This is a genomic window from Thiothrix sp., from assembly GCF_028714775.1.
Lineage (GTDB): Bacteria > Pseudomonadota > Gammaproteobacteria > Thiotrichales > Thiotrichaceae > Thiothrix.
Genome location: NZ_JAQTLS010000003.1, coordinates 65878 through 88097, shown reverse-complemented (window position 1 = coordinate 88097; position 22220 = coordinate 65878). Strand labels below are relative to the sequence as shown.

General features: G+C 54.6%; 18 protein-coding genes. 8 read left to right on the top strand and 10 right to left on the bottom strand.

Going from position 1 to position 22220, the window contains the following annotated elements:
- Window positions 1–90: 90 nt before the first annotated feature.
- Window positions 91–690 (top strand): hypothetical protein, encoded by a 600-nt coding sequence (locus PHE17_RS03340; RefSeq protein WP_301014399.1) that lies wholly within the window; start codon window positions 91–93, stop codon window positions 688–690.
- Between the two features lie 57 nt (window positions 691–747).
- Here the strand turns inward: PHE17_RS03340 and PHE17_RS03335 are convergent, their stop codons facing one another.
- The 4 genes from PHE17_RS03335 to PHE17_RS03320 form a co-directional block, all read right to left on the bottom strand.
- A complete protein-coding gene (locus PHE17_RS03335) occupies window positions 748–1242 on the bottom strand; it encodes a universal stress protein (RefSeq protein ID WP_301014398.1) in 495 nt (164 codons plus the stop codon).
- A 12-nt stretch (window positions 1243–1254) separates the two neighbouring features.
- On the bottom strand, window positions 1255–2538 hold the full coding sequence (locus tag PHE17_RS03330) for a TRAP transporter large permease subunit (protein WP_301014397.1): 1284 nt from the start codon (window positions 2536–2538) through the stop codon (window positions 1255–1257).
- Window positions 2535–3155: a TRAP transporter small permease gene (locus PHE17_RS03325; RefSeq protein ID WP_301014396.1), complete on the bottom strand. Its 621-nt coding sequence runs from the start codon at window positions 3153–3155 to the stop codon at window positions 2535–2537. The genes PHE17_RS03330 and PHE17_RS03325 overlap by 4 nt, the downstream gene beginning before the upstream one ends.
- Before the next feature lie 144 nt (window positions 3156–3299).
- Entirely contained in the window at window positions 3300–4298 is a 999-nt protein-coding gene (locus PHE17_RS03320; protein ID WP_301014395.1) for a TRAP transporter substrate-binding protein, read from the bottom strand.
- A 120-nt stretch (window positions 4299–4418) separates the two neighbouring features.
- On the opposite strand from PHE17_RS03320, the gene PHE17_RS03315 reads away from it, so the two are divergent.
- Both PHE17_RS03315 and PHE17_RS03310 read left to right on the top strand, forming a co-directional pair.
- A complete protein-coding gene (locus tag PHE17_RS03315) occupies window positions 4419–4547 on the top strand; it encodes a hypothetical protein (protein WP_301014394.1) in 129 nt (42 codons plus the stop codon).
- A 166-nt stretch (window positions 4548–4713) separates the two neighbouring features.
- Entirely contained in the window at window positions 4714–6984 is a 2271-nt protein-coding gene (locus tag PHE17_RS03310) for an NADP-dependent malic enzyme (protein ID WP_301014393.1), read from the top strand.
- A gap of 65 nt (window positions 6985–7049) precedes the next feature.
- Here PHE17_RS03310 and PHE17_RS03305 read toward each other — a convergent pair whose 3' ends face one another.
- The 5 genes from PHE17_RS03305 to PHE17_RS03285 all read right to left on the bottom strand — a co-directional run bounded on the left by PHE17_RS03305 (window position 7050) and on the right by PHE17_RS03285 (window position 14732).
- Window positions 7050–7250, bottom strand: a complete 201-nt coding sequence (locus PHE17_RS03305; RefSeq protein ID WP_301014392.1) for a hypothetical protein — start codon at window positions 7248–7250, stop codon at window positions 7050–7052.
- Window positions 7247–7684, bottom strand: a complete 438-nt coding sequence (locus PHE17_RS03300) for a PIN domain-containing protein (RefSeq protein WP_301014391.1) — start codon at window positions 7682–7684, stop codon at window positions 7247–7249. Before PHE17_RS03300 ends, PHE17_RS03305 begins: the two co-directional genes overlap by 4 nt.
- Window positions 7685–7837: 153 nt before the next feature.
- Window positions 7838–12307: a CHAT domain-containing protein gene (locus tag PHE17_RS03295; protein WP_301014390.1), complete on the bottom strand. Its 4470-nt coding sequence runs from the start codon at window positions 12305–12307 to the stop codon at window positions 7838–7840.
- Window positions 12308–12375: 68 nt separating this feature from the next.
- Window positions 12376–12822: a peptide-methionine (R)-S-oxide reductase MsrB gene (gene msrB, locus PHE17_RS03290; protein ID WP_301014389.1), complete on the bottom strand. Its 447-nt coding sequence runs from the start codon at window positions 12820–12822 to the stop codon at window positions 12376–12378.
- A gap of 14 nt (window positions 12823–12836) precedes the next feature.
- Window positions 12837–14732: a 3'-5' exonuclease gene (locus tag PHE17_RS03285; protein WP_301014388.1), complete on the bottom strand. Its 1896-nt coding sequence runs from the start codon at window positions 14730–14732 to the stop codon at window positions 12837–12839.
- 95 nt (window positions 14733–14827) lie between these two features.
- On the opposite strand from PHE17_RS03285, the gene PHE17_RS03280 reads away from it, so the two are divergent.
- Entirely contained in the window at window positions 14828–15307 is a 480-nt protein-coding gene (locus tag PHE17_RS03280) for a low molecular weight protein-tyrosine-phosphatase (protein ID WP_301014387.1), read from the top strand.
- 13 nt (window positions 15308–15320) lie between these two features.
- Here the strand turns inward: PHE17_RS03280 and PHE17_RS03275 are convergent, their stop codons facing one another.
- Window positions 15321–18578 (bottom strand): Rne/Rng family ribonuclease, encoded by a 3258-nt coding sequence (locus PHE17_RS03275; protein WP_301014386.1) that lies wholly within the window; start codon window positions 18576–18578, stop codon window positions 15321–15323.
- Window positions 18579–19108: 530 nt separating this feature from the next.
- Here PHE17_RS03275 and PHE17_RS03270 point away from each other — a divergent pair.
- Genes PHE17_RS03270 through pncC form a run of 4 tightly spaced genes read left to right on the top strand, consistent with a single transcriptional unit; the run spans window position 19109 to window position 22190 of the window.
- A complete protein-coding gene (locus PHE17_RS03270; RefSeq protein ID WP_301014385.1) occupies window positions 19109–20044 on the top strand; it encodes an RluA family pseudouridine synthase in 936 nt (311 codons plus the stop codon).
- On the top strand, window positions 20041–20706 hold the full coding sequence (locus tag PHE17_RS03265) for an HAD-IIIA family hydrolase (RefSeq protein WP_301014384.1): 666 nt from the start codon (window positions 20041–20043) through the stop codon (window positions 20704–20706). The genes PHE17_RS03270 and PHE17_RS03265 overlap by 4 nt, the downstream gene beginning before the upstream one ends.
- Window positions 20703–21650, top strand: coding sequence for a S49 family peptidase (locus PHE17_RS03260; RefSeq protein WP_301014383.1), 948 nt, complete (start codon window positions 20703–20705; stop codon window positions 21648–21650). The genes PHE17_RS03265 and PHE17_RS03260 overlap by 4 nt, the downstream gene beginning before the upstream one ends.
- A gap of 60 nt (window positions 21651–21710) precedes the next feature.
- Window positions 21711–22190 carry a nicotinamide-nucleotide amidase gene (gene pncC / locus PHE17_RS03255; RefSeq protein ID WP_301014382.1) on the top strand — a complete coding sequence of 160 codons (480 nt, stop codon included), beginning with the start codon at window positions 21711–21713 and terminating at the stop codon, window positions 22188–22190.
- Window positions 22191–22220: the final 30 nt, after the last annotated feature.

Here is a 22220-nt window from a genome sequence, read left to right as displayed (position 1 = left end):
TTTCGTAACTGTACCCGCTGTCCATCTGGCTTAAAATTGCTGCTGTAACATTCATAAACCTTAGCCGTCTTACCCGATGAGGCGTGACGTATGAAAGCACAACATCTTCTGGCGTTGACACTGGCAACCCTATTAAGCAGCCCCGCGTGGGCAGACGACCCCTTCCAGCTTCAGCAACCGCACGCAGCTCCCAACATCCAGCTACAGTCGCAGGCTGTGCAAGTCCATACCCTGCCGGACGGGCGTTACCACGCGGAAATCAATTATCAGGATCAAACCAACGACACCCACAAGTTCACCTTTGAGGGTACGCAAGAGGAAATCCGCCAGCAATTGGCGCAAGCGAATTTACCGGAAGACCGTAAGCAGGCCGTGTTGCAGGCACTGGAAATGCGCCCAGACGCGCTGTTTGGCAATGCGTTTGGCAACGGTTTCCCGTTGGGTAATTCGCTGTTCGGCGGCAAAGACCCGTTCGACCATCCGTTCTTCAAGCAAGACCCGTTTGACGACCCATTTTTCAAGGACAGTCCGTTGAATGACGAGTTTGTGCAGAAGTTTTTTCAGGGTTTTCCGGCATTCGGGGGCATACCAAACGTGCAACCCAATTGGCAGCCTGCGCCGCCAGTAATCACCCCGCCAGCACCTGTAAAACCACCTCCGCCTGAAACGGGTAATCGGGTTTGGCTATAAAAAAGCGCCTGACGGAGGAGCGGCAGGCGCAAATACCACAAAAAACGCGAGGGGCGGCTATTCCCCGTTCGGAATAATCAACACAGGAACCTTGCTATGCTGCGTCACCGTCCGCGCTGTTGACCCCAGCATGGTATGCCCACCAGCATGGCGGGTATGCGTACCGATCACGATCAAATCCACCCCGTGCGTTTCGGCGTAATGGTTGATCACATCTGCCGGATTGCCCGCGCTGACCACGATCTTGTCGAGCAACTCGTCCTTGTCCTTGCAGATGTCATCCTCTTCGGCACAGTAGTTTTTCAAGCGTTCGCGCATGGTTTCGATCACCTGATTCATGCTTTCCTGCTCAATGTCATGCACTTCCTTGTCGGGTAAATACATCGACAGGATGGCTTGCCCAGTCGAGCCAATTGGCGCAACCGCGTGCAACATGATGATTTTCGCCTGATGGATACGCGCCAGATTGATCGCCTGCCGGAACACCGGGCGCATGTGCGTGCCCAAGTTGGTGGCATACAAAATGGTTTTAAACGGTTTCATTTCAGTCATTTTCATTACTTCCTACAACATGCCCATTACGCCCGGTAGCCACAGGCTCATCGCAGGCCAGTAAGTCACTAGCATCAGGAACACCAGCATGGTCAGCAACCAAGGCCACACCGCTACGGTCAGTTCGGTGATGCCCATTTTGGTAATCCCAGACGCCACGTACAAGTTCAAGCCCACGGGCGGATGGCACATCCCTACTTCCATATTCACCACCATCAGGATGCCGAAATGGATCGGGTCAATGCCCAGTTTCATCGCCATCGGGAACAGGATCGGTGCGAAAATCAGCGTAATGCTGGAAGGTTCCATAAAGTTACCCGCCATCAGCAGCAACACGTTCACTGCCAGCAGGAATACAATCGGGCCTAAGCCTTGCGCCAACATCCATTCCGCCAAGGTTTGCGGGATTTGCTCATTGGTCATGATGAACGAGAACATCACGGCGTTAGTGATGATGTACAGCAACATCGCCGACATGCTGGCAGAATTCAGCAACACTTTCGGCACATCCTTCAGCCCCATGTCCTTGTAGACGAACACTGCTACTACGAAGGCATACACCGCACTCATTGCCGCCGCTTCCGTCGGGGTGAATATGCCGGTGTAAATCCCGCCCATGACCACCACGATCAGCAGCAAGCCCCACACCGAATCTTTGAAGGATTTCAAACGTACTGCAAAACTGGCTTTGGGCTGACGCGGGTAATTGTGTTTACGCGCCCGATACCAGGTGGTGAAGCCCAGAAAACCTGCCAGCAGCAAGCCCGGAACTACCCCTGCCATGAATAGCGCTCCGACCGACGTATTGGTTGCCACCGCATACATGACCATGACGATGGACGGTGGGATCAAAATCCCCAGTGCCCCAGAAGTAGTAATTACCCCCGCGCCAAAACTTTTCGGGAAACCCGCTTTCACCATCGCAGGCAACAAGATTGAGCCAATCGCTACCACGGTTGCTGGGCTAGAACCAGACACTGCCGCGAACAAAGCGCAAGCCAAGACGCCCGCTAGACCCAAGCCGCCATACCAATGCCCCACCATCGACGAGGCAAAGAAGATCATGCGTTTCGCCACCCCGCCATGCGTGAGGAAGTTACCCGCCAAAATAAAGAAGGGGATTGCCATGATCTCGAATTTCTCAATCCCGGTGAACAGCTTTAACGCCACCGCTTCAATCGGCACAGAGGTCATGGTAAACAGGAAGGTCAATACCGTGAGGCCGAGTGCGATTGAAATCGGCATCCCGGTCAGCATCAGCAGCATCAATAAGCCAAAAATGATTAGTGCGCTCATGGTTTTTGCTCCACGACAGGGAAGGGTTCAACGTCATCCAGCCCATCCACATGACCGTGGTCATGGTGGGGCAAATCGCCCGTGCGCCAGAAATTCGCCAGCACTTGCATAAACCGGAACGACATCAACGACGAACCCAACGGCACTGCCAGATACACCGCCCATGTCGGCCATTCCAGATCAGGCGTGGTCGGGCCTTCGTAGTGGTTGCCAACATCCATACCCAGCATGTTCAGCGCCACATACGCCAGCCCGTTTTCCCACACCATACGAGCGCCCAAAATGGCGACAATGCCAGTAAACAAAACCCCAGCAGCGAGTGCTACCATAACCATGATGCGGCGATTATCGGGAGCCAAACGGTTTACCAGTACATCGACCCCCACGTGAATCCCTTGGCGCACGCCGTAAGCCGCGCCGAATTTCGCCATCCACACAAACAGGATGATGCACAGTTCCTGCGCCCAACTGAAATGGATGCTCAATAAAAAGTCCTGTACGGCTCCTAAATGCAGCCCCGACAGGTAACGGTGGACAACAGCAGCGAAAATCACCAGTGTGGCGACGGCAATCAGCGCTGTAATGAAAATTTCCTCAAGACGGTCAAGCCATTTCATACATTTCTCCTCCAAAATGTATTTAAGAACCCCTCACCCCAACCCCTCTCCCTCAAGGGGAGAGGGGCTAAAAAACGTGTTTTTTCTTGTTCCCCCTCGCCCCTTGAGGGAGAGGGGGCTAGGGGGTGAGGGGAATTCTTCGTCTTACTTCGCTTCTGTTGCCTTCTTGATGGAGTCAATCAGGTCTTTGCCGATGCGCTCAGCCATTTCGTCGTGTACTGGCAGCAGGGCAGCTTTCAGGGCTTTGATTTCGTCTTCGGTCGGGACATAAACTTCGGTTTTGCCGGAGGCTTTCACGGCTTCCAGTGCCTTGTCGTTTTCTTCCTTGGCAATTTGGTTGGCGAAATCGGTGGATTCTTTCAGCGCTTCTTCCAATCCGGTGCGGGTTTCAGCAGGCAGGCCGTCCCAGAAAGCTTTGTTGGCGATGACCGCATAGCCTAAGTAACCGTGGTTAGTGACGGAGGCATTCTTCTGCACTTCATGCATTTTCTGGGTGTAAAGGTTGGAAGGTGGGTTTTCCGTACCGTCGACAACGCCGGTTTGCAGCGCTTGGTAGGTTTCAGAGAACGGCATAACTTGTGGGTTTGCACCCAGCGCCCGCATTTCAGCTTCCAGCACTTTGGAAGATTGGATGCGCATCTTCAGACCCTTGTAATCATCCGTGGTTTTCAGCGGCTTATTGGCACTCATGATTTTGAAACCGTTGTCCCAGTACGCCAAGCCTTTCACGCCTTTAGGTTCCAATTTCGCCAGCAGGCTTTTGCCGACTTCGCCTTGGGTAACTTTGTGCAGTGCATCGTAACCGTCGAAAATGTACGGCAGGTCGAATGCTTCAAACTCTTTCACTCCCAGTGGGCCGAATTTCGCCAGTGATGGCGCGAGCATTTGTACCGCACCCATTTGCAGGGCTTCCATTTCTTCCTTGTCTTTGTAGAGGGTACTGTTCGGGTAAACTTCAACCTTGACCGCGCCTTTGGTCTTTTCTTCCGCCAGTGCTTTGAACTTTTCTGCTGCTTTGCCCTTTGGTGTATCGGGCGCAACCACGTGGCTGAACTTGATCACAATGGGGTCAGCAGCGTAGGCGTACAGGCTGGAAAGGCCGAGCATAACGGCAGTCGTCAGGGTTAATAATGTCTTTTTCATTTCTCTCTCTCCAATAAACGGGTGGGTTAATCACCCCAGTTGTATTGGAAGAAACGTGCCAAGTGCTGATGGTTTTTAGGATTTTTGATTAATATCATTGTGAATCAATTGGTTGTTGTGATGGCTATGAGTACTGAAAAACGAAAGGGTAGCCGACAGACGGCGGTATTCCGCCAGAACGCGGTTGTGAAGGTGGCGGATTTCCGCCGCTGCTGGGTGAAACGCATTGCCCGTGCAAATCCATCATAAACATTTACCGCAGAGTAAAAAACTCAGGTAATATCGAAGCCAAGAATAAAGTACGCACGCTCACCCAGTTAGACGAAGAATAGCGCGTTAGCCCCAGTCGGCACGATTTTCCATTGGTGTCGGGGGTCGGTCGCGTTTTGATAACTGCTTTAGGATAACCACCGCTATGAAAGACGAACTAGACCAAGCCGCACTCGACTACCACCGCTTCCCGCAACCGGGCAAACTCGAAGTCACCCCCACCAAAAACATGGCGAACCAGCGCGATTTGGCACTGGCGTATTCCCCCGGCGTGGCGGCGGCAAGCCTTGCGATTGCGGCTGACCCCGCGTGTGCGGCGGATTACACCAGCCGGGGCAATTTGGTGGCGGTCATTTCCAACGGCACGGCGGTGCTGGGCTTGGGTTCAATTGGCGCACTCGCCTCCAAACCCGTCATGGAAGGCAAGGCGGTATTGTTCAAGAAATTCGCGGGTGTGAATGCCTTCGACATCGAAATGGACACCCTAGACGTAGACCGTTTGGTGGACGCGATCAGCCTGCTGGAACCCACTTTCGGCGGCATCAATCTGGAAGACATTAAAGCGCCGGAGTGTTTTGAGGTGGAAAAACGCCTCAAAGCCATGATGAAAATCCCGGTGTTCCACGATGACCAACACGGCACTGCGATTTGCGTGGCAGCCGCGATCCGTAACGGTTTGCGTGTCGCAGGCAAGAAGATCGAAGACGTGAAATTCGTGTGTTCCGGCGCGGGTGCGGCAGCGATTGCCTGCATGAACTTGCTGGTGGAAATGGGGCTGAAAAAGGAAAACATCGTCGTCAACGACCGTTTCGGCATCATCTACAAAGGCCGGGTCGAAGAAATGAACCCGTACAATGCCGCTTATGCGATCGACACCGATGCCCGTACCTTGGATGATGTGATGGATGGCGTGGACGTATTCCTCGGTTTGTCCGCGCCGCGCGTGTTGAAACAGCATCATGTGAAGGTGATGGCGGAAAACCCCCTCATCCTCGCACTCGCCAACCCTGAGCCAGAAATCCGCCCCGAATTGATTTACGAAGTGCGTTCCGACGCGATTGTTGCCACCGGGCGCAGCGATTACCCCAACCAAGTGAACAACGTGCTGTGCTTCCCGTTCCTGTTCCGGGGCGCGTTGGATGTTGGCGCAACCGAAATCAACGAAGCGATGAAAATCGCGGTGGTCGAAGCAATTGGCGACCTTGCCATGCGCGAAGCCTCCGACGTGGTGGTCTCGGCGTATGGCGGTGCGGAATTCCACTTCGGGCGCGAATACCTGATCCCCAAGCCGTTTGACCCGCGTTTGATGACCATCATCCCGCCGCGTGTCGCCAGAGCAGCGATGGAAAGCGGGGTTGCTACCCGTCCGATTACCGATTTCGAGGCGTATGAACGCCAACTGGAAAGCTTCGTGTTCCGCTCCGGCATGACCATGAAGCCAGTGTTTGAAAAGGCGAAGCGCAACCCGCAACGCATTGTGTTTGCCGAAGGTGAATCGCAGCGCGTCATTAATGCGGTGCAGCAATTGGTGGACGATGGCATTTGCAAACCGATTTTGTTGGGCAACCCTGAGCTGATCCAACGCAATATCGAAGCCTACGACTTGCGCCTGAAAATCGGTGAAAACATCACCGTGGTTGACCCGCGCAATAACCCCGATTACGAACGCCATGTGGCAGAACATTACGCTGTCATGTGCCGCAAAGGTGTGACGCCGACTTACAGCCGCCGGGTGATGACGGCGCGTACCACGCAGATTGCGGCGGTGATGGTGCGTTGTGGCGATGCTGACGCGATGATTTGCGGGGTGGAAGGCAACTTCATTTCGCATTTGCACTACATCCGCGACCTGATTGGCGCTCGCCCCGGCCTCACCGATGTTGCGGCTGTCACCATGCTGATCCTCAAAAACGGCACGTATTTCATGACCGACACCCACGTCAACGAAGACCCAACCGCCGAACAGCTTGCTGACAACACCGCGCTGGCAGCGGAACTGGTGGCAGGTTTTGGTATGGAGCCGAAAGCCGCGTTGCTGTCACATTCTAACTTCGGCAGCCGCATGAACGTGCATTCCGACAAATTGCGCAAGACACTGGCAATTTTGCGTGAAAAGCACCCGGATTTACTGGTGGAAGGCGAAATGCACGCCGACGCGGCGCTGTCGCAAGAAACCCGTGACCGCTTGTTCAAAGGCGCGGCGTTTGAAGGCGAAGCGAATTTGCTGGTGTGCCCGGATTTGAACTCGGCGAATATCGCTTACAACATGACCAAAATGCTGGCGGATGGCTTGCCGGTCGGGCCGATGCTGGTGGGGACGAATTACCCCGCGCATATCCTAACGGAAAGTACCACCGTGCGCGGGATTGTGAATATGGCAGCGTTCGCGGGGGTGGAGGCGGTTAGCCGGAAGTAAGAAACCCCTCCCAACCTCCCCTTATCAGGGGAGGGGCGGGGGTTTGTCCTGAGCAGCGTTTGGCATTAGCCTTTGATAGCAGCAAACAGGCTATCGACGGAATAAGATTGCTGCCATGCCTGACGGTCTAGCGTGTAGTTGCCGTGGCCTTTATCGTATTGCTGCATGAAGCGGATTAGCCCGACTACGCCAAGGCTATTGCGCAGGGCTTGGAGTGCTTGCCGCTGGATTTCTTGTTCGGTTTGGTAGGTTCTGGTGATGCTCATGGTAATACCTCTTCTAGCCAGAGTAACGGGTTAGCTACCTTGAGAGGCAAACCCGGAATCTGTTGTGCTTTCTTGCGAAACTTGTCGTCTGTTGTCAGGAAAATATCCACTTTTCCCTCTGCGCTTGCCAGATGCAATGCGTCAAATGTCTGTAAGCCTGCGGCTGCGTAGACGTTTGCCTGCTGGCGGATGGCTTCAGTCAGTGGAATAGATTCGACCGATAATTTGCTCATCAGTTGCAGGATATTGCTACGTTGCATGTCAGGCGCGTTGTTGATTTCAAAAGCCAGCACGTCGCTGCTGACCAATGCCCATGTTCCTTCTTCGCATAACGATAGGATAGTTTTGACTGCCTCAGCTTCCAGATGGATGCGCGGGTCGGACTGGTCATCAAATGGTCTGTTCAGGCAACAGTTGTCAAGGTATAGCTTCATGATGGTCAGTATATCAGAGAAAACAAGGAACCGATGCTACGCAGAAGAAACCCCTCCCAGCCTCCCCTTGTCAGGGGAGGAGCAAGAATGCGTGCTACCTCTTGCTCCCTTACTTGATAAGGGAAGAACTGGGGATGGGTTTCTTCAGCGGTTTTACCGCCCAAATAATCGCTTAAACCACGATTTTTTTTTCGGCAGCGGGGAATCCAACCCCGCTTCCCGCAACCCTTCCAACAATAGCAAAAGCTCAACCGCTGACTGATAATGCAAAGTCTCATCATCAACTAAAGCCAAATTTCGTTCCCCGGCAAGAATGACTTGTAATTGACTTAGAAACTTCTTATCCCAATCGTCTTTCCTCAATAATTGATTAATCACCTGTTTAATTTCTGTTGTATCCCCCTTCTGCTTCAACACTTCTCCAACGAGCAAGCACAGATGCTCTGCCCCAGAATGGATTTCCCCTCCACCTCGTCGATAAGTTAGGTATGCTTCTAGCACCTGTTGTCGTGCTTTCTGCACTGCTTGTGGGTTGCCGCTAGCCAGCTCCAAATCGTACAGAACACCCCATGTTTTCCAAAGATCAGAGGTACTACCAATCTTCTGCTTACACTGAAGAGCTTGTTGTAATTCCAATCGAGCTTCATCGTAACTTCCTAACTTGACCAAAGTACCAGCAAGATTGCCGCGAATAACACCTTCATGATACTGATCCCTCAACAACACGTACAAATCTATTGCCTGCTGGGAAAAGCTTACGGCTTGTTCTAATCGATCCCAGTCATCATACAAGCTGCCCAATGCACCTAAACTTGCCGCTTTGTCCAATTCTAAGCAGTGAGTTACTTGAATGGAAAGCGCCTGCCTATATGCCTGCTCAGTCTGTGGATAATCCCCTAACTGCCAATGCACCATGCCAATCTGATACCAAATACCTCCTATGGCAGAGGGTTCATCCAACTGTGTAAATAGCTCCAATGCTGCTTGATAGCCTTTTAGGGCATCCTTATAGCGTTTTTGGAGCATACAAGTTGTAGCAAGCTGGAACTTCACTGCTGCAACATGACGTATGTTCTTTTGTTGTTCGCCACATTGAATCGACTTCTCATAAGCATCTACGGCAGCGGTCATTTGTCCCATATCACGAAGGCAATCGCCTTGTTCACTGAGAGCTACATAAGCCATTCCTTTCCCCTCATCGCCGAGTATATCAAAACGCAATTGTGCTTCTTGTAAATAGGTTTTAGCTTGATCCGCAACACCGATAGTTTTCAATATCCTACCTAGAGTAAAATAGGCTGATGCTAGATCATAATCTGCTCCCGTATATGCCTGTTTCCCAGCTTGCTGGCATTGCTGCAACAGAGCTAGTGCAGCTTCATATGCTGGTTGCAATGTCCCTTGCTGTAACAGTCTCTCAATGTTCTGATTTTCGTTTCGGTAACGCGCATGGCTCCACTCACTCAGGTGTTGGGCAGCTTTCTGGCGTATGCATACCACTTCAGCCAGTGCCTGCGGTTGGTTGAGTTGTGCAAGCAATGTCTCAATGTTGTCTGTCTTGTCAGCGAGAGTTTCCGCTGCGGCTTGCCCGCTTGCTACCGTTTGTACCAAGATGCGTAAGTAGGCCATCAGATTGGGCAATTCCAGTTGGGTGAGTTGTGCTGCCAGCTTGGTATCTTTGAATTGCTGCTGATAGAGAAAACCCACCAGTTGCCCCATCACTTCCCGCCAGCGTTGCCGATAGCCCTCGCGCTGTTGCGCGGTCAGCCCCAAATCCAGCGTTGCAGGCAAGGCGGGATCAAGGCGGATGTAGCCGTAGTCGCCGATGGGTTGTGCCAGACCGACTTCGATCAGTGCTTTGATGATGATTACTACTTGGTCGGTATCTACATCCAATACCTGCACTAATGCCGCATAATTTCCGCCATCCTGAAACACTGCCAGCCCGGCAATCTGCTCCCGTACTTCCGGCGACAGCCGCCGCAGGGAGAGTTCCACGCTGGCGAACAGCGACAATTCGCGTTGCCTCGGATGGCGTTGTTCCAGTTCCTGCATGATCGCCCGCACATTCGCGGTGGTCGCCTTCACCCCGCGCTGTGCCAGTTCCCGCGCCAGCAGCACCAACGCCCGCGCATGGCAACCGACCGAACCCACCAGATCATCCACTTCCTGCGGCGTATTGCCCTGATCATCATGGCGCAGGTGCAAACCTTCGTTGTTCATCACCTGCATCACCAACGCCTTGGCATCCGTCACGCTCAACGCCCCCAGCACAATCTCGCGGGCTGTGTGGTGGAACGGCGCAGGGAGTGGTTCGCGGGTAGTAAACAGCATTCTTGCTCCCTGCCCCCCTTGCGGGGGAAGGGTCGGGGATGGGGGGTTTAACAGCTTCGACAGAAGCTGCAACACCGCCCCCACATTCCCCTCATCCGCCAACAACGCCTCCACATTATCCACCACAATCAACACGCGCTCGTTTTCCAGCACCCGCCGGATTGCCTGCAAGGCTTTATCGGTGTCGCTGGCGTATTCCGCCGCAAAATTGTGGTTCGGGTTCACCAGTTGCTGGAGCAGTTGTTCCAGCACGTAGTCGGGGTGGGTGTACTGCTCGACGCTGACGAAGGCGCACCGCTCGAAGCGACGGCTTTGCACCAGCCACCGCGCCAGTTCCACCGCCAGCGTGGTTTTGCCTGCGCCACCCTGACCGCGCAGCACCGCGTAGGGTTGCTGTTCCAACAGCCGCTCGACTTGCAGCAATTCGCGGCTACGTCCGATGAAACTGTGTGGTGGCGGTTCGGGTAGCCTGCCCAGTCGCGTCTGGCGTTGTTGCGCCGTCATCAATTGCGCGGTGGCGGAAGGCAACCGTGCGAACAACTGGGGGTCGTGTTGTTCCTGATACAGAATCGGCACAAACCAGTCCTGCAAGTGCAAATCGCCCGCGCCCGCAATCGGCAGGCGGAACGTGTCGCGCATCAGCTCCGTTTGCCCCGCCAGCATTGCCTTGCCAATGCGTTGCCCCTCCGCCAAGGTGCGGTAAAACTGGGTGACGAAACGCCGCGCCGTTGCCACCAACACGCTGTGCGACATCGCAACCACCGAGGCAATGCCTTCTTCCAGCAATTTGGCGGCAACCGACGCGCTGGGGTCGGTATCAGTCTGCGCGGTTTGGCAGGCTTCGAGAAACACCAGCGGAATGCGGTAATCGCGCAATAGTGCCGCCAGTGTGTCGGCGTGTACCAATTGCATCCGCCGATTTTTCAACTCATGGCTATCCTGTGGGTCTTCAAAACACAACGCGCCCAGCCCATGCTGCTGGTCGTAGACCCCGTGACCATCGAAGTGGACGACGTGATAGGGTTTGCCCGCTTCACTGGCGCGACGCAATTCCTTTTCCAGTGCGCCCAAGGTCGGCGGCGTCAACACGCTCACTTGCACCAACTCGCCAAGGGTTGCTACCCCCTCCACCAGCGGCAAGGCACTGGCACGGTGGTCGATATAACCCACGCCATCCTGTTCCGGGCGCGGACTCAGCAGCAAAATGCGGATCGGTAACTGGGTAATGCTGGGCGGTTTCTGATCGTAATTGGGCAAACGGCGGCGGATGCGCACCGGGTACTTGCCATCACTGACGTAACCTTTGCCATCGTGCAGCAATTCCCACGGCAGGCTTTGCAAGCGGCTGGCGGCGGTGTTGGCATTGGCTTTTTCCGCATCGCTGGCATCTTCCAGCAAAGCCGTTTCCACCAGTACCGAAAACAGGCGTTCGGACTCGGTGCGGGTATTATGCCAAGCCGCTTTCACTGCCTGACATTCGGTCTTGTCCAGCACGGCGGCAAGCAGCTTCGCGCCCCATTGTGGCAATTGCACTTCGGTGCGTTGCGCCCGTTCGCGGAACAACCCAACAGGCCAGTGGAGGTAATCTTCCAGATACCAGCGCAATTCGTCCTGCTCAATCTGCCCGATGGGGGCAGTGAAGCGGAATGGGCGGCTGGTGACTTCGCGTTCTTTGCTGAGATCGGCAGGGTAAAATACCAACTCGGCTTCGGCACTGAGTACCGTTCCCCCTGTAGGAGCCAGCCCTGCTGGCGATTCCCCCGATGCCGAAGAATCGCCAGCAGGGCTGGCTCCTACAAGGGAGAGGGAGGGGCGGGTGAGTTTCAGCAGCAATTCGGCAAGGGGTTTGTTTTCGACTTGTTGTTCTTGTGGCAAATCGTCGGGCAAGCGTTCGCCGAGGGCTGCAAGGATGCGGGGGAGGGCTTCGTCGAGTTTGCCGGGGTCGAGTTCAATTTTTACCCCTAACGGTTCTTCGTCAAACCACATGCTCAAGGCGCTGGTTTCGATACCCGGTAACAGCAATGGAATCACATCCAACTTACTCTGTTCTGCCAGCCGGATTTCCTTGCGTACCCATGCGGAGTTGATGGTACGTGGGCTGAGGACAGCGATGAAATGTTGTGCATCGCGGATCGCCTGTTCAATTTCGGGCGCTAACTTGTTGCCAGCTACCAGATTGCGTGAATCCGCCCAGACCGTCAGGCCGAGCAGTTCCAACTTGATGCGCAGCTCCTTGACGAAGGCATCGTCAGCGCTGGCGTGCGAAATGAAGATGTGTTTGGCAGACATGGCAAGCCCTTTGCGGTGGTTTTCAGCAGTATAGCAAAAGGCTGGTTGAGGGAGAGGATTCGCCGCGTTTAGGCTTTGACCTTTTCCAGCGCCACCGCATTCATGCAATACCGCAAGCCGCTAGGCGCTGGGCCATCGGGAAACACATGCCCCAAGTGCGCTTCGCAGGTATTGCACACGGTTTCCACGCGGTACATCCCGTGCGATTTGTCGGCGCGATAAGCCAGCGCGTTTTCGGTCAGCGGTTGGGTGAAGGAAGGCCAGCCCGTGCCCGATTCAAATTTCTGGTTGGCATCAAACAGCACCGTACCGCAGCAAACACAGGCGTACAGCCCCGGCTCAAACAGGCTGCACATTGCCGAACTGAAAGGCCGCTCTGTGCCATGCTGGCGGGTTACTCGGTATTGCTCCGGGGTCAATTGCGCCTGCCATTCGGCATCGGTTTTGCGCACGCTGCGTTCGGGGGTGGGGTTGCCGCTTTCGGCGAAATGGATGACTCGGTTCCAATTTAACATCCGGTAGTGCTCCTTTAGGTAGTTGTAACTTCGGCAAATTCGTCGCTGCCTGCATTCACTGGTGCTGGTTTATGACCACGGATAGCCTGCGTAAACGCGGTCTCCTGATGGTAAGTCAGCAGCAGCTTTTCGGTTGAGCGCGTCATCGCCACATACAGCAATTTCGCTTCTGCCTGCGTGTCTCGCCCTTCCTTTGGCATGAAGCCTAACCCAGAAACCACCACTAACGGAAATTCCAGCCCTTTACTGCTGTGTATGGTCATCAGTTTCACGCAATCGTCGCTGGGGTTGAACTGCTTCTTGGCCTGTGAATTGCCGAGCCATTGGCAAGGAACTGCCGCTTCCCGTAAAGCCTCAAAAAGTTGCCTGCCCTGTGCGGCATGGCGGTACACCACGCAGATTTCCGACCACGCCATGCCGCGTTGCACATGCCATTGTTGCAGCCAGTGCGCAATTGTCCTGACCTCCTGCGCATAGCTGTCAAAACCCCGCACTTCTGGTTCCAGCCCATGACGGCCTACGGATTGGGCAGCAAGCAGTGGGATATGATCCTCATCACTTTCCTGCACTTGCAGGTAACGTTTGGCAAACTGGTCAGCGAAACGGAAAATTTCATCGGTATTGCGGTAATTGAGCTTGAGGACGGTGGTGCGCCCCCGCGCATTGATCCCCACACTCGACAAGCTGAAATCCAGTTGCTTGTCACGGTTGTAAATGGATTGCGCATCGTCGTACAACAACAGCAAGGAATCCGTTTCCGGGTCAACCATGCCACTGACCAGTTTCAGCCATTCGGGTTGGAAGTCGTGGCCTTCGTCGATCATCACCGCGCCGTATTGCTCGCGTGGAATCTTGCCCGCTTCCACAGCATGGATAACCGTTGCCACCAACTGCTCAAAATACTCCGTACCTTGCACAGTGGGGCGGTCAACGTGGTAGTGCCGCAGCAATTCCCCGCACCAATCGTGGAAGTGGTAAACATTCACCCGGTCGGCAATGCCTTGTTCCTGCATCAACACCCGCAGGCGTGCCGCCAAGGTGATGTTGTAACACAGCACCAAAATCGGCTTGTGCAACAGGCTGGCGAGGTACAAGCAGCGGAACCCCAAAATCAGCGTTTTACCCGATCCGGCAACCCCATGAATCACGCGATGCCCTGTCCCCAAACTGCGAGCAAGCTGTTCCTGCTGCATATCCATCACTTTCATAATGTCAGGCAGCAATGTTTCGGCGTCGGAATCCGGCGCTTGCCCATTGTCCCCAAACAAGCTGCCTTGTTCCCCGCCAATGCGGATTTCCGGGAACAGATGCCAACGTATCCGGTCGAGCATCGGCAAGGTCAACGGCTTAGGGAATTGGTACTCGAACATATTCCACAGGCATTGCTGGAAATCTTCCGGGTCGCTGGTTTCCAACATGTCATCTTTGCACAGCACCCGGTTCCACGGCAGCACTTCGCCTAAATCCGTGGCGTCAAACTGTTTGCGGGTAATGCTGGTCAGTACGACGCCGTAACCGTAGGGGAATGCCAGTTTTCCTTGGTATTTTCCGGCGTACTGGATCAATTGCGGGTCGCGCTCAAGCTGGTTAACCAACTGGTAGGCACATTGCCGCGCTTGTTCCAAAGGGTTGGAAACGGTTTTCAAGCCGGTATTGAGCAACAGGGTGACAGACTGCTTGTCGATGGTGCGGATGGTTTCCAGCTTCCAGTCCTTCACTTCCAGCAACAGCAAGCCACGCAAGGGGTGGACAATGATGAAATCGGAATAGCGTTGGCGTTTGCCCACAGGCAGGTCGTACCAACACTGGTAATCGTCTTCCAGCATCTGCTCTAGCCGCCGTGCGAAACGTTTTTCGCCAGCTTGCATTTTGGGTAGGCAACCGTTCAAGGGGGTTAGGAATTGCGCCATACTGTTTCTGTGTTGTTGTGATTTATTCTGACTTACCTGATTATACGCTTTACACCACTTTGTAAAGCAGTAAGCATCAAGAGCAATAGGATATTATGGAAAAAGTTAAGGTTCTCTTTGTCTGTATGGGCAATATTTGCCGTTCACCGACTGCGCAGGGCGTATTTGAACAGTTAGTCCAGTCGGAGGGCTTGTCCGAACACATTCTGATCGACTCGGCAGGGACGCACGCTTACCACGTCGGTAATCCGCCCGATAAGCGTTCGCAATCGGCGGCGAAATCCCGAGGGTTGGATTTGTCAGCGCAACGCGCCCGGAAAGTGGCGGTGCGGGATTTTGGACATTTTGATTACATTATGGCGATGGATCACGCCAACCTAGAAGATTTACAGCAGGTTGCACCAGTGGAACAGCACGGACGCATTCATTTGTTCATGCAGTTTGCGAGCCGGTGGAATGTCGATGAAGTGCCTGACCCGTATTACGGGGGCGATAGCGGTTTTGAGCGGGTGTTGGATATGGCAGAAGATGCGGCGGCAGGCTTGTTAGCACATATCCGCCGCAATCATTTGTAGGTCTTACCTAACCTTAGTCGATGTCAGCGTGCATCCATGATGGACGCTTTTTGACGGGAGCTGGCGCAGGTGCTGCCTCTTCCGCTGCAACCACAGGTTCCGCTGGTGCGGGAGCTGGTGTTGGCGGCGCTTCCGCGACAGGTTCTGCTGCTGGAGTCGCTTCAACGGCTGGTTCGGCGGCAACTTCGACAGGCTGGCTAGGTGCGGTTTCCACGACTGGAGCCGCTTCCACAACCGTGGCAACCTTGACGATTACTGGCTCAACGACAACTTCAGCAGGCTGACTCGGTGCGGTTTCCACGGCTGGAGCCGCTTCCACAACCGGGGTAGGTTCAACCACAGGTGCGGCTTCGGCTACTGGCGCGACAATGACTTCCACAGGTTTGCTGGTGCGTTCTGCCTTGGGCTTTTCCGGTGTCAGGTCAAGGAAGAAGGGTTCCATTGATTCCTGTGATGGCATAGCTTCCAAGTCGTTTGAACGTGGCTGGCGTTGACGGTCGCCACGGTCTTGTCCACCACGCGGACGGCGGGTACGACCACGGCGTTCACGGTATTCACGCGGCGGGCGTTGCTGCATACCGGCATCGGTGGTGTCTTCTGTATCAACGTCGTCACTTGCGTTGGCTTCGTTGCCCGGTTCAAATGCGTCTTCTTCATCAGCCGTTGTTTCAAACACTTCCTTCACCGGCGGGTTGCGCGGCTCTTGGCGGCGTGGTTCTGCTGGCGCGACAGGTGTTGCTACTGCCTCGACATCATTTTCCGGCATTTCCGTTGCGGCGGTATCCACACTGTTTTCGGTGAATGCTTGGCGTGGACGGCGGTCACGGCGTGAACGGTCACGGCGGCTGCGTGATTGGCGTTCGCCCTCTGCTACCGCATTGTCACTGGCTTGCGCTGGTGGTGGCGTCAAGCTGATTTCGACTGGCGCTTGCTCGTCCATATTGGGGGCAACAGGAGCCGCTTGACGGTCTTGGCGTTGACGGTCGTTACGCGGCTGACGGTTTTCACGGTTGTCATTGCGCGGTTCGCGTTGCTCATTGCCGCCACGTCCGTTGGAACGGTCGCGGGTATTGCGCTCATTACGCTGCTCGTTTTGGTCGTTGCGCGGTTCGCGTTGCTCATTGCCGTTACGTTCAGTGCGTTCGTTACGGTCATTGCGCGGTTCACGTTGCTCGTTGCCATTACGGTCATTACGTGGTTCACGTTGCTCGTTACGTTCGCCGCGTTCGTTACGGTTGTTGCGCTGTTCGCCCCGGTCATTGCGTTCGTTACGGCGGTTGCGGTTATCGTCGCTGTTGCGTGGTGTTGGGTTTTCTGCCCCTTCTTGCGCCTTGTTGTTGCCGCGTTCATCTTGACCCGCAGGACGGTTGTTACGGTCGCGGCGGTCATTGCGCCCATCGTTACGCCCGTTATTGCTGCGCCGGTTGGATTGCTCCTGCGGCTGGCGGCCTTCTTGACGGTTGGCAGGTTTGGCTTCAGCACTGGCTTCGGCTTTTTCTGCGGCTTCGGCAGCTTGGTCTGCTTTAGGGTTGCTGCCAAACAGGCTGTTGAAAATGCGGCGTACCAAGCCAGGGCCTTTGACAGGCGCGGAAGCCGGAGCAGCAGCAGGCGCGGTATCGCTGGCTGTTTCCGTAACTTCGGTGGCGCGGGCGTTTTGTGGCGCTGGTTTGCTGGGCATGACGTTGGTGACAGCCGCTTCCACCGGAACCTGTTTCGGCAGGATTTCCTGTTGGGTGGTGTCTTCCAACGACGGTGGCTCTGGAATGTGCTTGTAGCTGGCAATTTCCGTGTCTTCCAGCCCGTCATTGCGGATACGGCTGATTTCGTAGTGCGGGGTATCCAGATACGGGTTCGGGATCACGATCAGCTCAATATTGCGGCGCGTTTGGATGTCTGCCAGCGCTTGACGCTTTTCGTTGAGCAAGAAAGTGGCAACAGCAACCGGCACTTGGGTAATGACCTTGCCAGTCATTTCCTTCATGGCTTCCTCTTCCATCAAGCGCAGGATGGACAGTGCCAAGGAATCGGTGCTGCGGATGTGTCCATGCCCGGTGCAACGTGGGCACACGATCTGGCTGGATTCACCCAGTGACGGGCGCAAACGTTGGCGGGACATTTCCAGCAAACCAAAGCGGGAAATGCGACCGACTTGAACGCGGGCGCGGTCGAGTTTCATCGCGTCACGCAGACGCTTTTCCACTTCGCGCTGGTGTTTGCTGGGCAGCATGTCGATGAAGTCGATGACAATCAGGCCACCCAAGTCACGCAAACGCAACTGGCGGGCGATTTCGTCTGCCGCTTCGAGGTTGGTGTTGAGCGCGGTTTCTTCAATATCCTGCCCCTTGGTAGCGCGGGCGGAGTTGATGTCGATGGAAACCAGTGCTTCCGTATGGTCGATCACGATAGCGCCGCCGGAAGGCAGGCCAACCGTGCGCTGATAAGCTGTTTCTATCTGGTTTTCAACCTGATAACGGCTGAACAGCGGTGTGCCATCGGTGTAATGTTTGAGCTTGCGCATGTTGTGCGGCATGACCGCTTGCATGAAATCACGCGCTTGGTTATAGACTTTTTCGTCATCAATAACGATTTCGCCAATGTCACGACGGAAATAATCACGCAGGGCGCGGATGATTACATTGCTTTCTTGGTACAGCAGTACCGGGCCTTTGTGCTGGTTGTAGGCTTGTTGGATGGCAGCCCAGAGGGTTTTGAGGTAATCCAAGTCCCAGCTTAATTCGTCGGCTTCGCGGTCGATACCGGCTGTGCGCACGATTACGCCCATGCTGTCGGGAACATCTAGCTCGTTCAGGGTTTGCTTGATTTGCTGGCGCTCATCGCCCTCAATGCGGCGCGAAACGCCACCCGCTTTCGGGTTGTTGGGCATCAGCACCAAATAGCGCCCAGCGAGGCTCAGGTAAGTGGTAAGTGCTGCACCTTTGTTGCCGCGTTCTTCCTTGTCGACCTGTACCAAGACCTCTTGGCCTTCGCGCAGCATGTCTTTGACGTTGGGGCGACCGTTGTTTCTTGCGTCAGCGTGGTAAAATTCAGGCGCAACTTCGCGGAACGACAGAAAACCATGACGTTGTGCGCCATAGTTAACGAACGCAGCTTCGAGGCTAGGCTCAATACGGGTGATAATTCCCTTGTAAATATTGGCCTTTTTTTGCGCACGGAAGGGGTGCTCAATATCAAGGTCGTATAGGCGTTGCCCATCAACCATCGCAACCCGGATTTCTTCCGGTTGCGTAGCATTAATCAGAATACGTTTCATGTACTACATAAGCCTTGTCATGCAGTACCTGTTACCTGTTTGTTTCAGGTTAGGTCAGATTTTGTCATTCTATGAATATCAATAAGTTAGGCTGATCGCAACGCGGGCTAACCTTAATCTGTCCACCTTCTTCGAAGAATCGTTCGGTTGTCACGGGTCATGAAAGTGCCGCATAAAGGGCGGGTGCATGTGCGTTGTAAACCGCTGGCGTATTCTTTTAACAGACATCAGCAACAAGTACCTGCTGTTAATGTCAGACCTGTATGCTTAACTTTTCAGCAATGCAGGCGTCATTTTTGGGTGTTGGACTTCTCTTTTCGTCGTATCCACCCGGTCACAAATTCGTAGGCGTGATGTTTGCCATTGGAATTTATGATTGAATCACTAAGGCGCGGGTCATATCATCTCGTTCTTGATTGAACCCGGTTTGTCAGGTGGGATCACACCTGCATTTTGCCCATAGCGAATATATCAATTCGGTTAATCATATTCAATTTAGATTTCAGATAATTCGGGTATGTTTCTCATTTATGACAGTCCAATATCACACAGTGACCGAACATGAAGCTGGGCAGCGGGTTGACAACTTCCTCATCCGCCACTTTAAGCAAGTTCCCAAAAGCGCAATTTATCGCATTTTACGCAAAGGCGAGGTGCGCGTAGACAAAAAGCGCGTCAAACCGGAGAAGAAATTGGAGGTGGGTGAGGTCATCCGCATCCCGCCAGTCAAGCAGGAGGCAGAGATCAATCCGCCCGACAAGCCAGCGGTGGCTTCCCAGTCGTTGTTGGAGGCTTTGGAGGCGGCAGTGCTGCGCGAAGATGAACAACTGATCTTCATCAACAAGCCCGCCGGGTTGCCGGTACACAGTGGCAGTGGCTATAAACTCGGCCTGATCGAGGCGTTCCGCCAGTTACGCCCCAATTTGCCGTATGTGGAACTCGCCCACCGTATCGACCGCGACACCAGCGGCGTGGTGATTTTGGCGAAATCGCGCCAAGCTTTGACCGAACTGCATGAATTGTTCCGCGAAGGTAACATCGACAAACGCTATCTGGCACTGGTGGCAGGTCGTTGGAAGCTCGGTCGCCAGCACATCACCATGAATCTGGGCAAGGAAGAAGGCACGCGCCAAAAAGTTCAGGTGGTGGAAGAGGGCGGCAAGGAATCCGAAACCATTTTCTCCCCGGTGAAAAACTTGCACGGGGCATCCTTGGTGGAAGCGCAAATCCTTACTGGGCGTATGCACCAAATCCGCGTGCAACTGCAAAACTTGGGGCATCCGATTTTGGGCGATGACCGCTACGGTGATTTCGCCCTTAACCGCCAGTTCCGCGAAAAGGGCTTGAAACGCTTGTTCCTGCATTCCGCCAACGTCAATTTCGTCTTGTACTTGACCGGGCGGCGCTACATTGTCGAAGCGCCCTTGCCGGATGAACTCAAAGCGGTGGTGGCAAACCTGAAATGAAACCCTATTCCCTGCTGATTTTCGACTGGGATGGCACGCTGATGGATTCGGCGGCGCACATCACCACCTGTATGCGCAATGCGATTGCCATCGTCAATGCGGAGCCGCGCACGGATAGCGAAATCCGTAACATCATCGGTCTTGGGCTGGATGAGGCGGTGTGGCATTTGTACCCGCAAGGTACACCCGCGTTGATCCGCCGGATTGTGGGTGAGTACCGGCAGGAATTTCTGGTGCGCACCAAACACGGCAGCGAACTCTTCAATGGCACACGCGAAGCCCTGCACGCACTGGCGGCGCAGGGTTACATGCTGGCGGTGGCGACTGGCAAATCGCGCCGGGGGTTGGATAAGGTGCTGGATGAAACCGGGTTGGCGGCACTGTTCCCCATTACCCGTTGTGCGGACGAAACCCGTTCCAAGCCGCATCCCCAAATGTTGGAGGAGATTTTGACAGATTACGATGCCGCGCCGCATGATGCGCTTATGATCGGTGATAGCGAGTATGATTTGCTGATGGCGCAGGCTATCGGCATGGATTCACTGGCGGTCAGTTGCGGCGTGCATGAGTTGGAACGCCTATTGCAACATCAGCCGCGTGGTCATGTTGATACGGTGGCACAGATTCCGAATTGGTTAGCGAAACAAAAGGTCAAACAATGAGTCAAGAAGAAACACAAGCCATTCAAGCCCTCAAAGACGTGGCGCTGGCGGGTATCAAGGAACAACGTGCAGCGCGGCGTTGGGGGATTTTCTTCAAGCTGTGCTTTTACGGTTTTCTGTTGGTTGTTTTGGCTTCGGCGCTGGTTGGCGGCAACGCTAAGGATGGCAAGCTGACTTCCGCCAAAGAAATTACAGCGGTGGTCGAGATCAACGGCATCATCATGGACGGTGCGTTGGCAAGCGCTGATCTCGTGATCCCCGGTTTGCAGGATGCGTTTGAGGACGAGCGCACTAAGGGTGTGATCTTGCGTATCAACAGCCCCGGTGGTAGCCCGGTGCAGGCGGGCATGATCAATGATGAAATCCGTCGTCTGAAAGCCAAGCACAAAGACATTCCCGTGTATGCGGTGGTTGCCGACCTGTGTGCTTCCGGTGGTTACTATATCGCGGTTGCAGCGGATAACATTTACGCGGACAAGGCCAGTATCGTCGGTTCCATCGGTGTGCGCATGGATAATTTCGGCGCTGTGGATTTGATGGAAAAGCTCGGTGTCCAACGGCGCTTGTATACTGCCGGGGCGAACAAGGGGATGCTTGACCCATTCCTGCCGGAAAAGCCCGAACAGGTGCAGCACGTACAAAACATGCTCAATGTTACCCACCAACAATTCATCAATGTGGTCAAGGAAGGGCGCGGCAAACGCTTGCAAGAGAACCCGGACATTTTCTCCGGGCTGTTCTGGACGGGTGAAGATGCCGTCAAACTGGGCTTGATCGACGGCTTGGGTAGCGATGCCTACGTGGCGCGGGAATTGATCAAGGCCGAAGATATGGTTAATTTTACATCGGAAAAAGACCTGTTCCAGCGTTTGAGCGAACGGGTGGAAACCTCAGTGCAGTCGCTGGTTTCGCTGGAAGCAGCACCCCGGACTACTTTGCGTTAAGAACCCTCACCCCCAGCCCCTCTCCCGCGAAGCGGGCGAGGGGGGCAAGAGAAAGAATGCATGGATTTGATATTGCAGCGATTGGCTGATGCTTTGCGGATGCGTGGCTGGATGTTGGCGACGGCTGAATCCTGTACGGGCGGTTGGATTGCCAAGCTCTGTACCGATCTGGCGGGCAGTTCCGTTTGGTTTGAGCGCGGTTTCGTCACTTACAGCAACGAGGCCAAGCAGGATATGCTGGGGGTGGCTGCGGCAACGCTCGCTCAGCATGGTGCTGTCAGCGAACCCGTGGTGGCGGAAATGGCGGCGGGGGCGTTATTGCATTCCCGTGCGCAAATCGCCTTGTCGGTCAGCGGTATTGCGGGGCCAACGGGTGGCACGGCAAGCAAGCCGGTGGGTACGGTTTGTTTCGGCTGGGCAAGGCAAGGCGGGGAAGTGCATACTGAAACCTGCCATTTTACGGGTGATCGTGATGCAGTGCGGCTGCAATCCGTGGAATATGCCTTGCGTGGCGTAGAGCGGTATTATTTATCGGGATAAATGGTCGCAGAAAGTGTGGCGGAGTGTACT

Coding starts and splice junctions, on each gene's coding strand:
- PHE17_RS03340 (WP_301014399.1), top strand. CDS start 91: ATGAAAGCACAACATCTTCTGGCGTTGACACTGGCAACCCTATTAAGC.
- PHE17_RS03335 (WP_301014398.1), bottom strand. CDS start 1,242: ATGACTGAAATGAAACCGTTTAAAACCATTTTGTATGCCACCAACTTG.
- PHE17_RS03330 (WP_301014397.1), bottom strand. CDS start 2,538: ATGAGCGCACTAATCATTTTTGGCTTATTGATGCTGCTGATGCTGACC.
- PHE17_RS03325 (WP_301014396.1), bottom strand. CDS start 3,155: ATGAAATGGCTTGACCGTCTTGAGGAAATTTTCATTACAGCGCTGATT.
- PHE17_RS03320 (WP_301014395.1), bottom strand. CDS start 4,298: ATGAAAAAGACATTATTAACCCTGACGACTGCCGTTATGCTCGGCCTT.
- PHE17_RS03315 (WP_301014394.1), top strand. CDS start 4,419: ATGGCTATGAGTACTGAAAAACGAAAGGGTAGCCGACAGACGGCGGTA.
- PHE17_RS03310 (WP_301014393.1), top strand. CDS start 4,714: ATGAAAGACGAACTAGACCAAGCCGCACTCGACTACCACCGCTTCCCG.
- PHE17_RS03305 (WP_301014392.1), bottom strand. CDS start 7,250: ATGAGCATCACCAGAACCTACCAAACCGAACAAGAAATCCAGCGGCAA.
- PHE17_RS03300 (WP_301014391.1), bottom strand. CDS start 7,684: ATGAAGCTATACCTTGACAACTGTTGCCTGAACAGACCATTTGATGAC.
- PHE17_RS03295 (WP_301014390.1), bottom strand. CDS start 12,307: ATGTCTGCCAAACACATCTTCATTTCGCACGCCAGCGCTGACGATGCC.
- msrB (WP_301014389.1), bottom strand. CDS start 12,822: ATGTTAAATTGGAACCGAGTCATCCATTTCGCCGAAAGCGGCAACCCC.
- PHE17_RS03285 (WP_301014388.1), bottom strand. CDS start 14,732: ATGGCGCAATTCCTAACCCCCTTGAACGGTTGCCTACCCAAAATGCAA.
- PHE17_RS03280 (WP_301014387.1), top strand. CDS start 14,828: ATGGAAAAAGTTAAGGTTCTCTTTGTCTGTATGGGCAATATTTGCCGT.
- PHE17_RS03275 (WP_301014386.1), bottom strand. CDS start 18,578: ATGAAACGTATTCTGATTAATGCTACGCAACCGGAAGAAATCCGGGTT.
- PHE17_RS03270 (WP_301014385.1), top strand. CDS start 19,109: ATGACAGTCCAATATCACACAGTGACCGAACATGAAGCTGGGCAGCGG.
- PHE17_RS03265 (WP_301014384.1), top strand. CDS start 20,041: ATGAAACCCTATTCCCTGCTGATTTTCGACTGGGATGGCACGCTGATG.
- PHE17_RS03260 (WP_301014383.1), top strand. CDS start 20,703: ATGAGTCAAGAAGAAACACAAGCCATTCAAGCCCTCAAAGACGTGGCG.
- pncC (WP_301014382.1), top strand. CDS start 21,711: ATGGATTTGATATTGCAGCGATTGGCTGATGCTTTGCGGATGCGTGGC.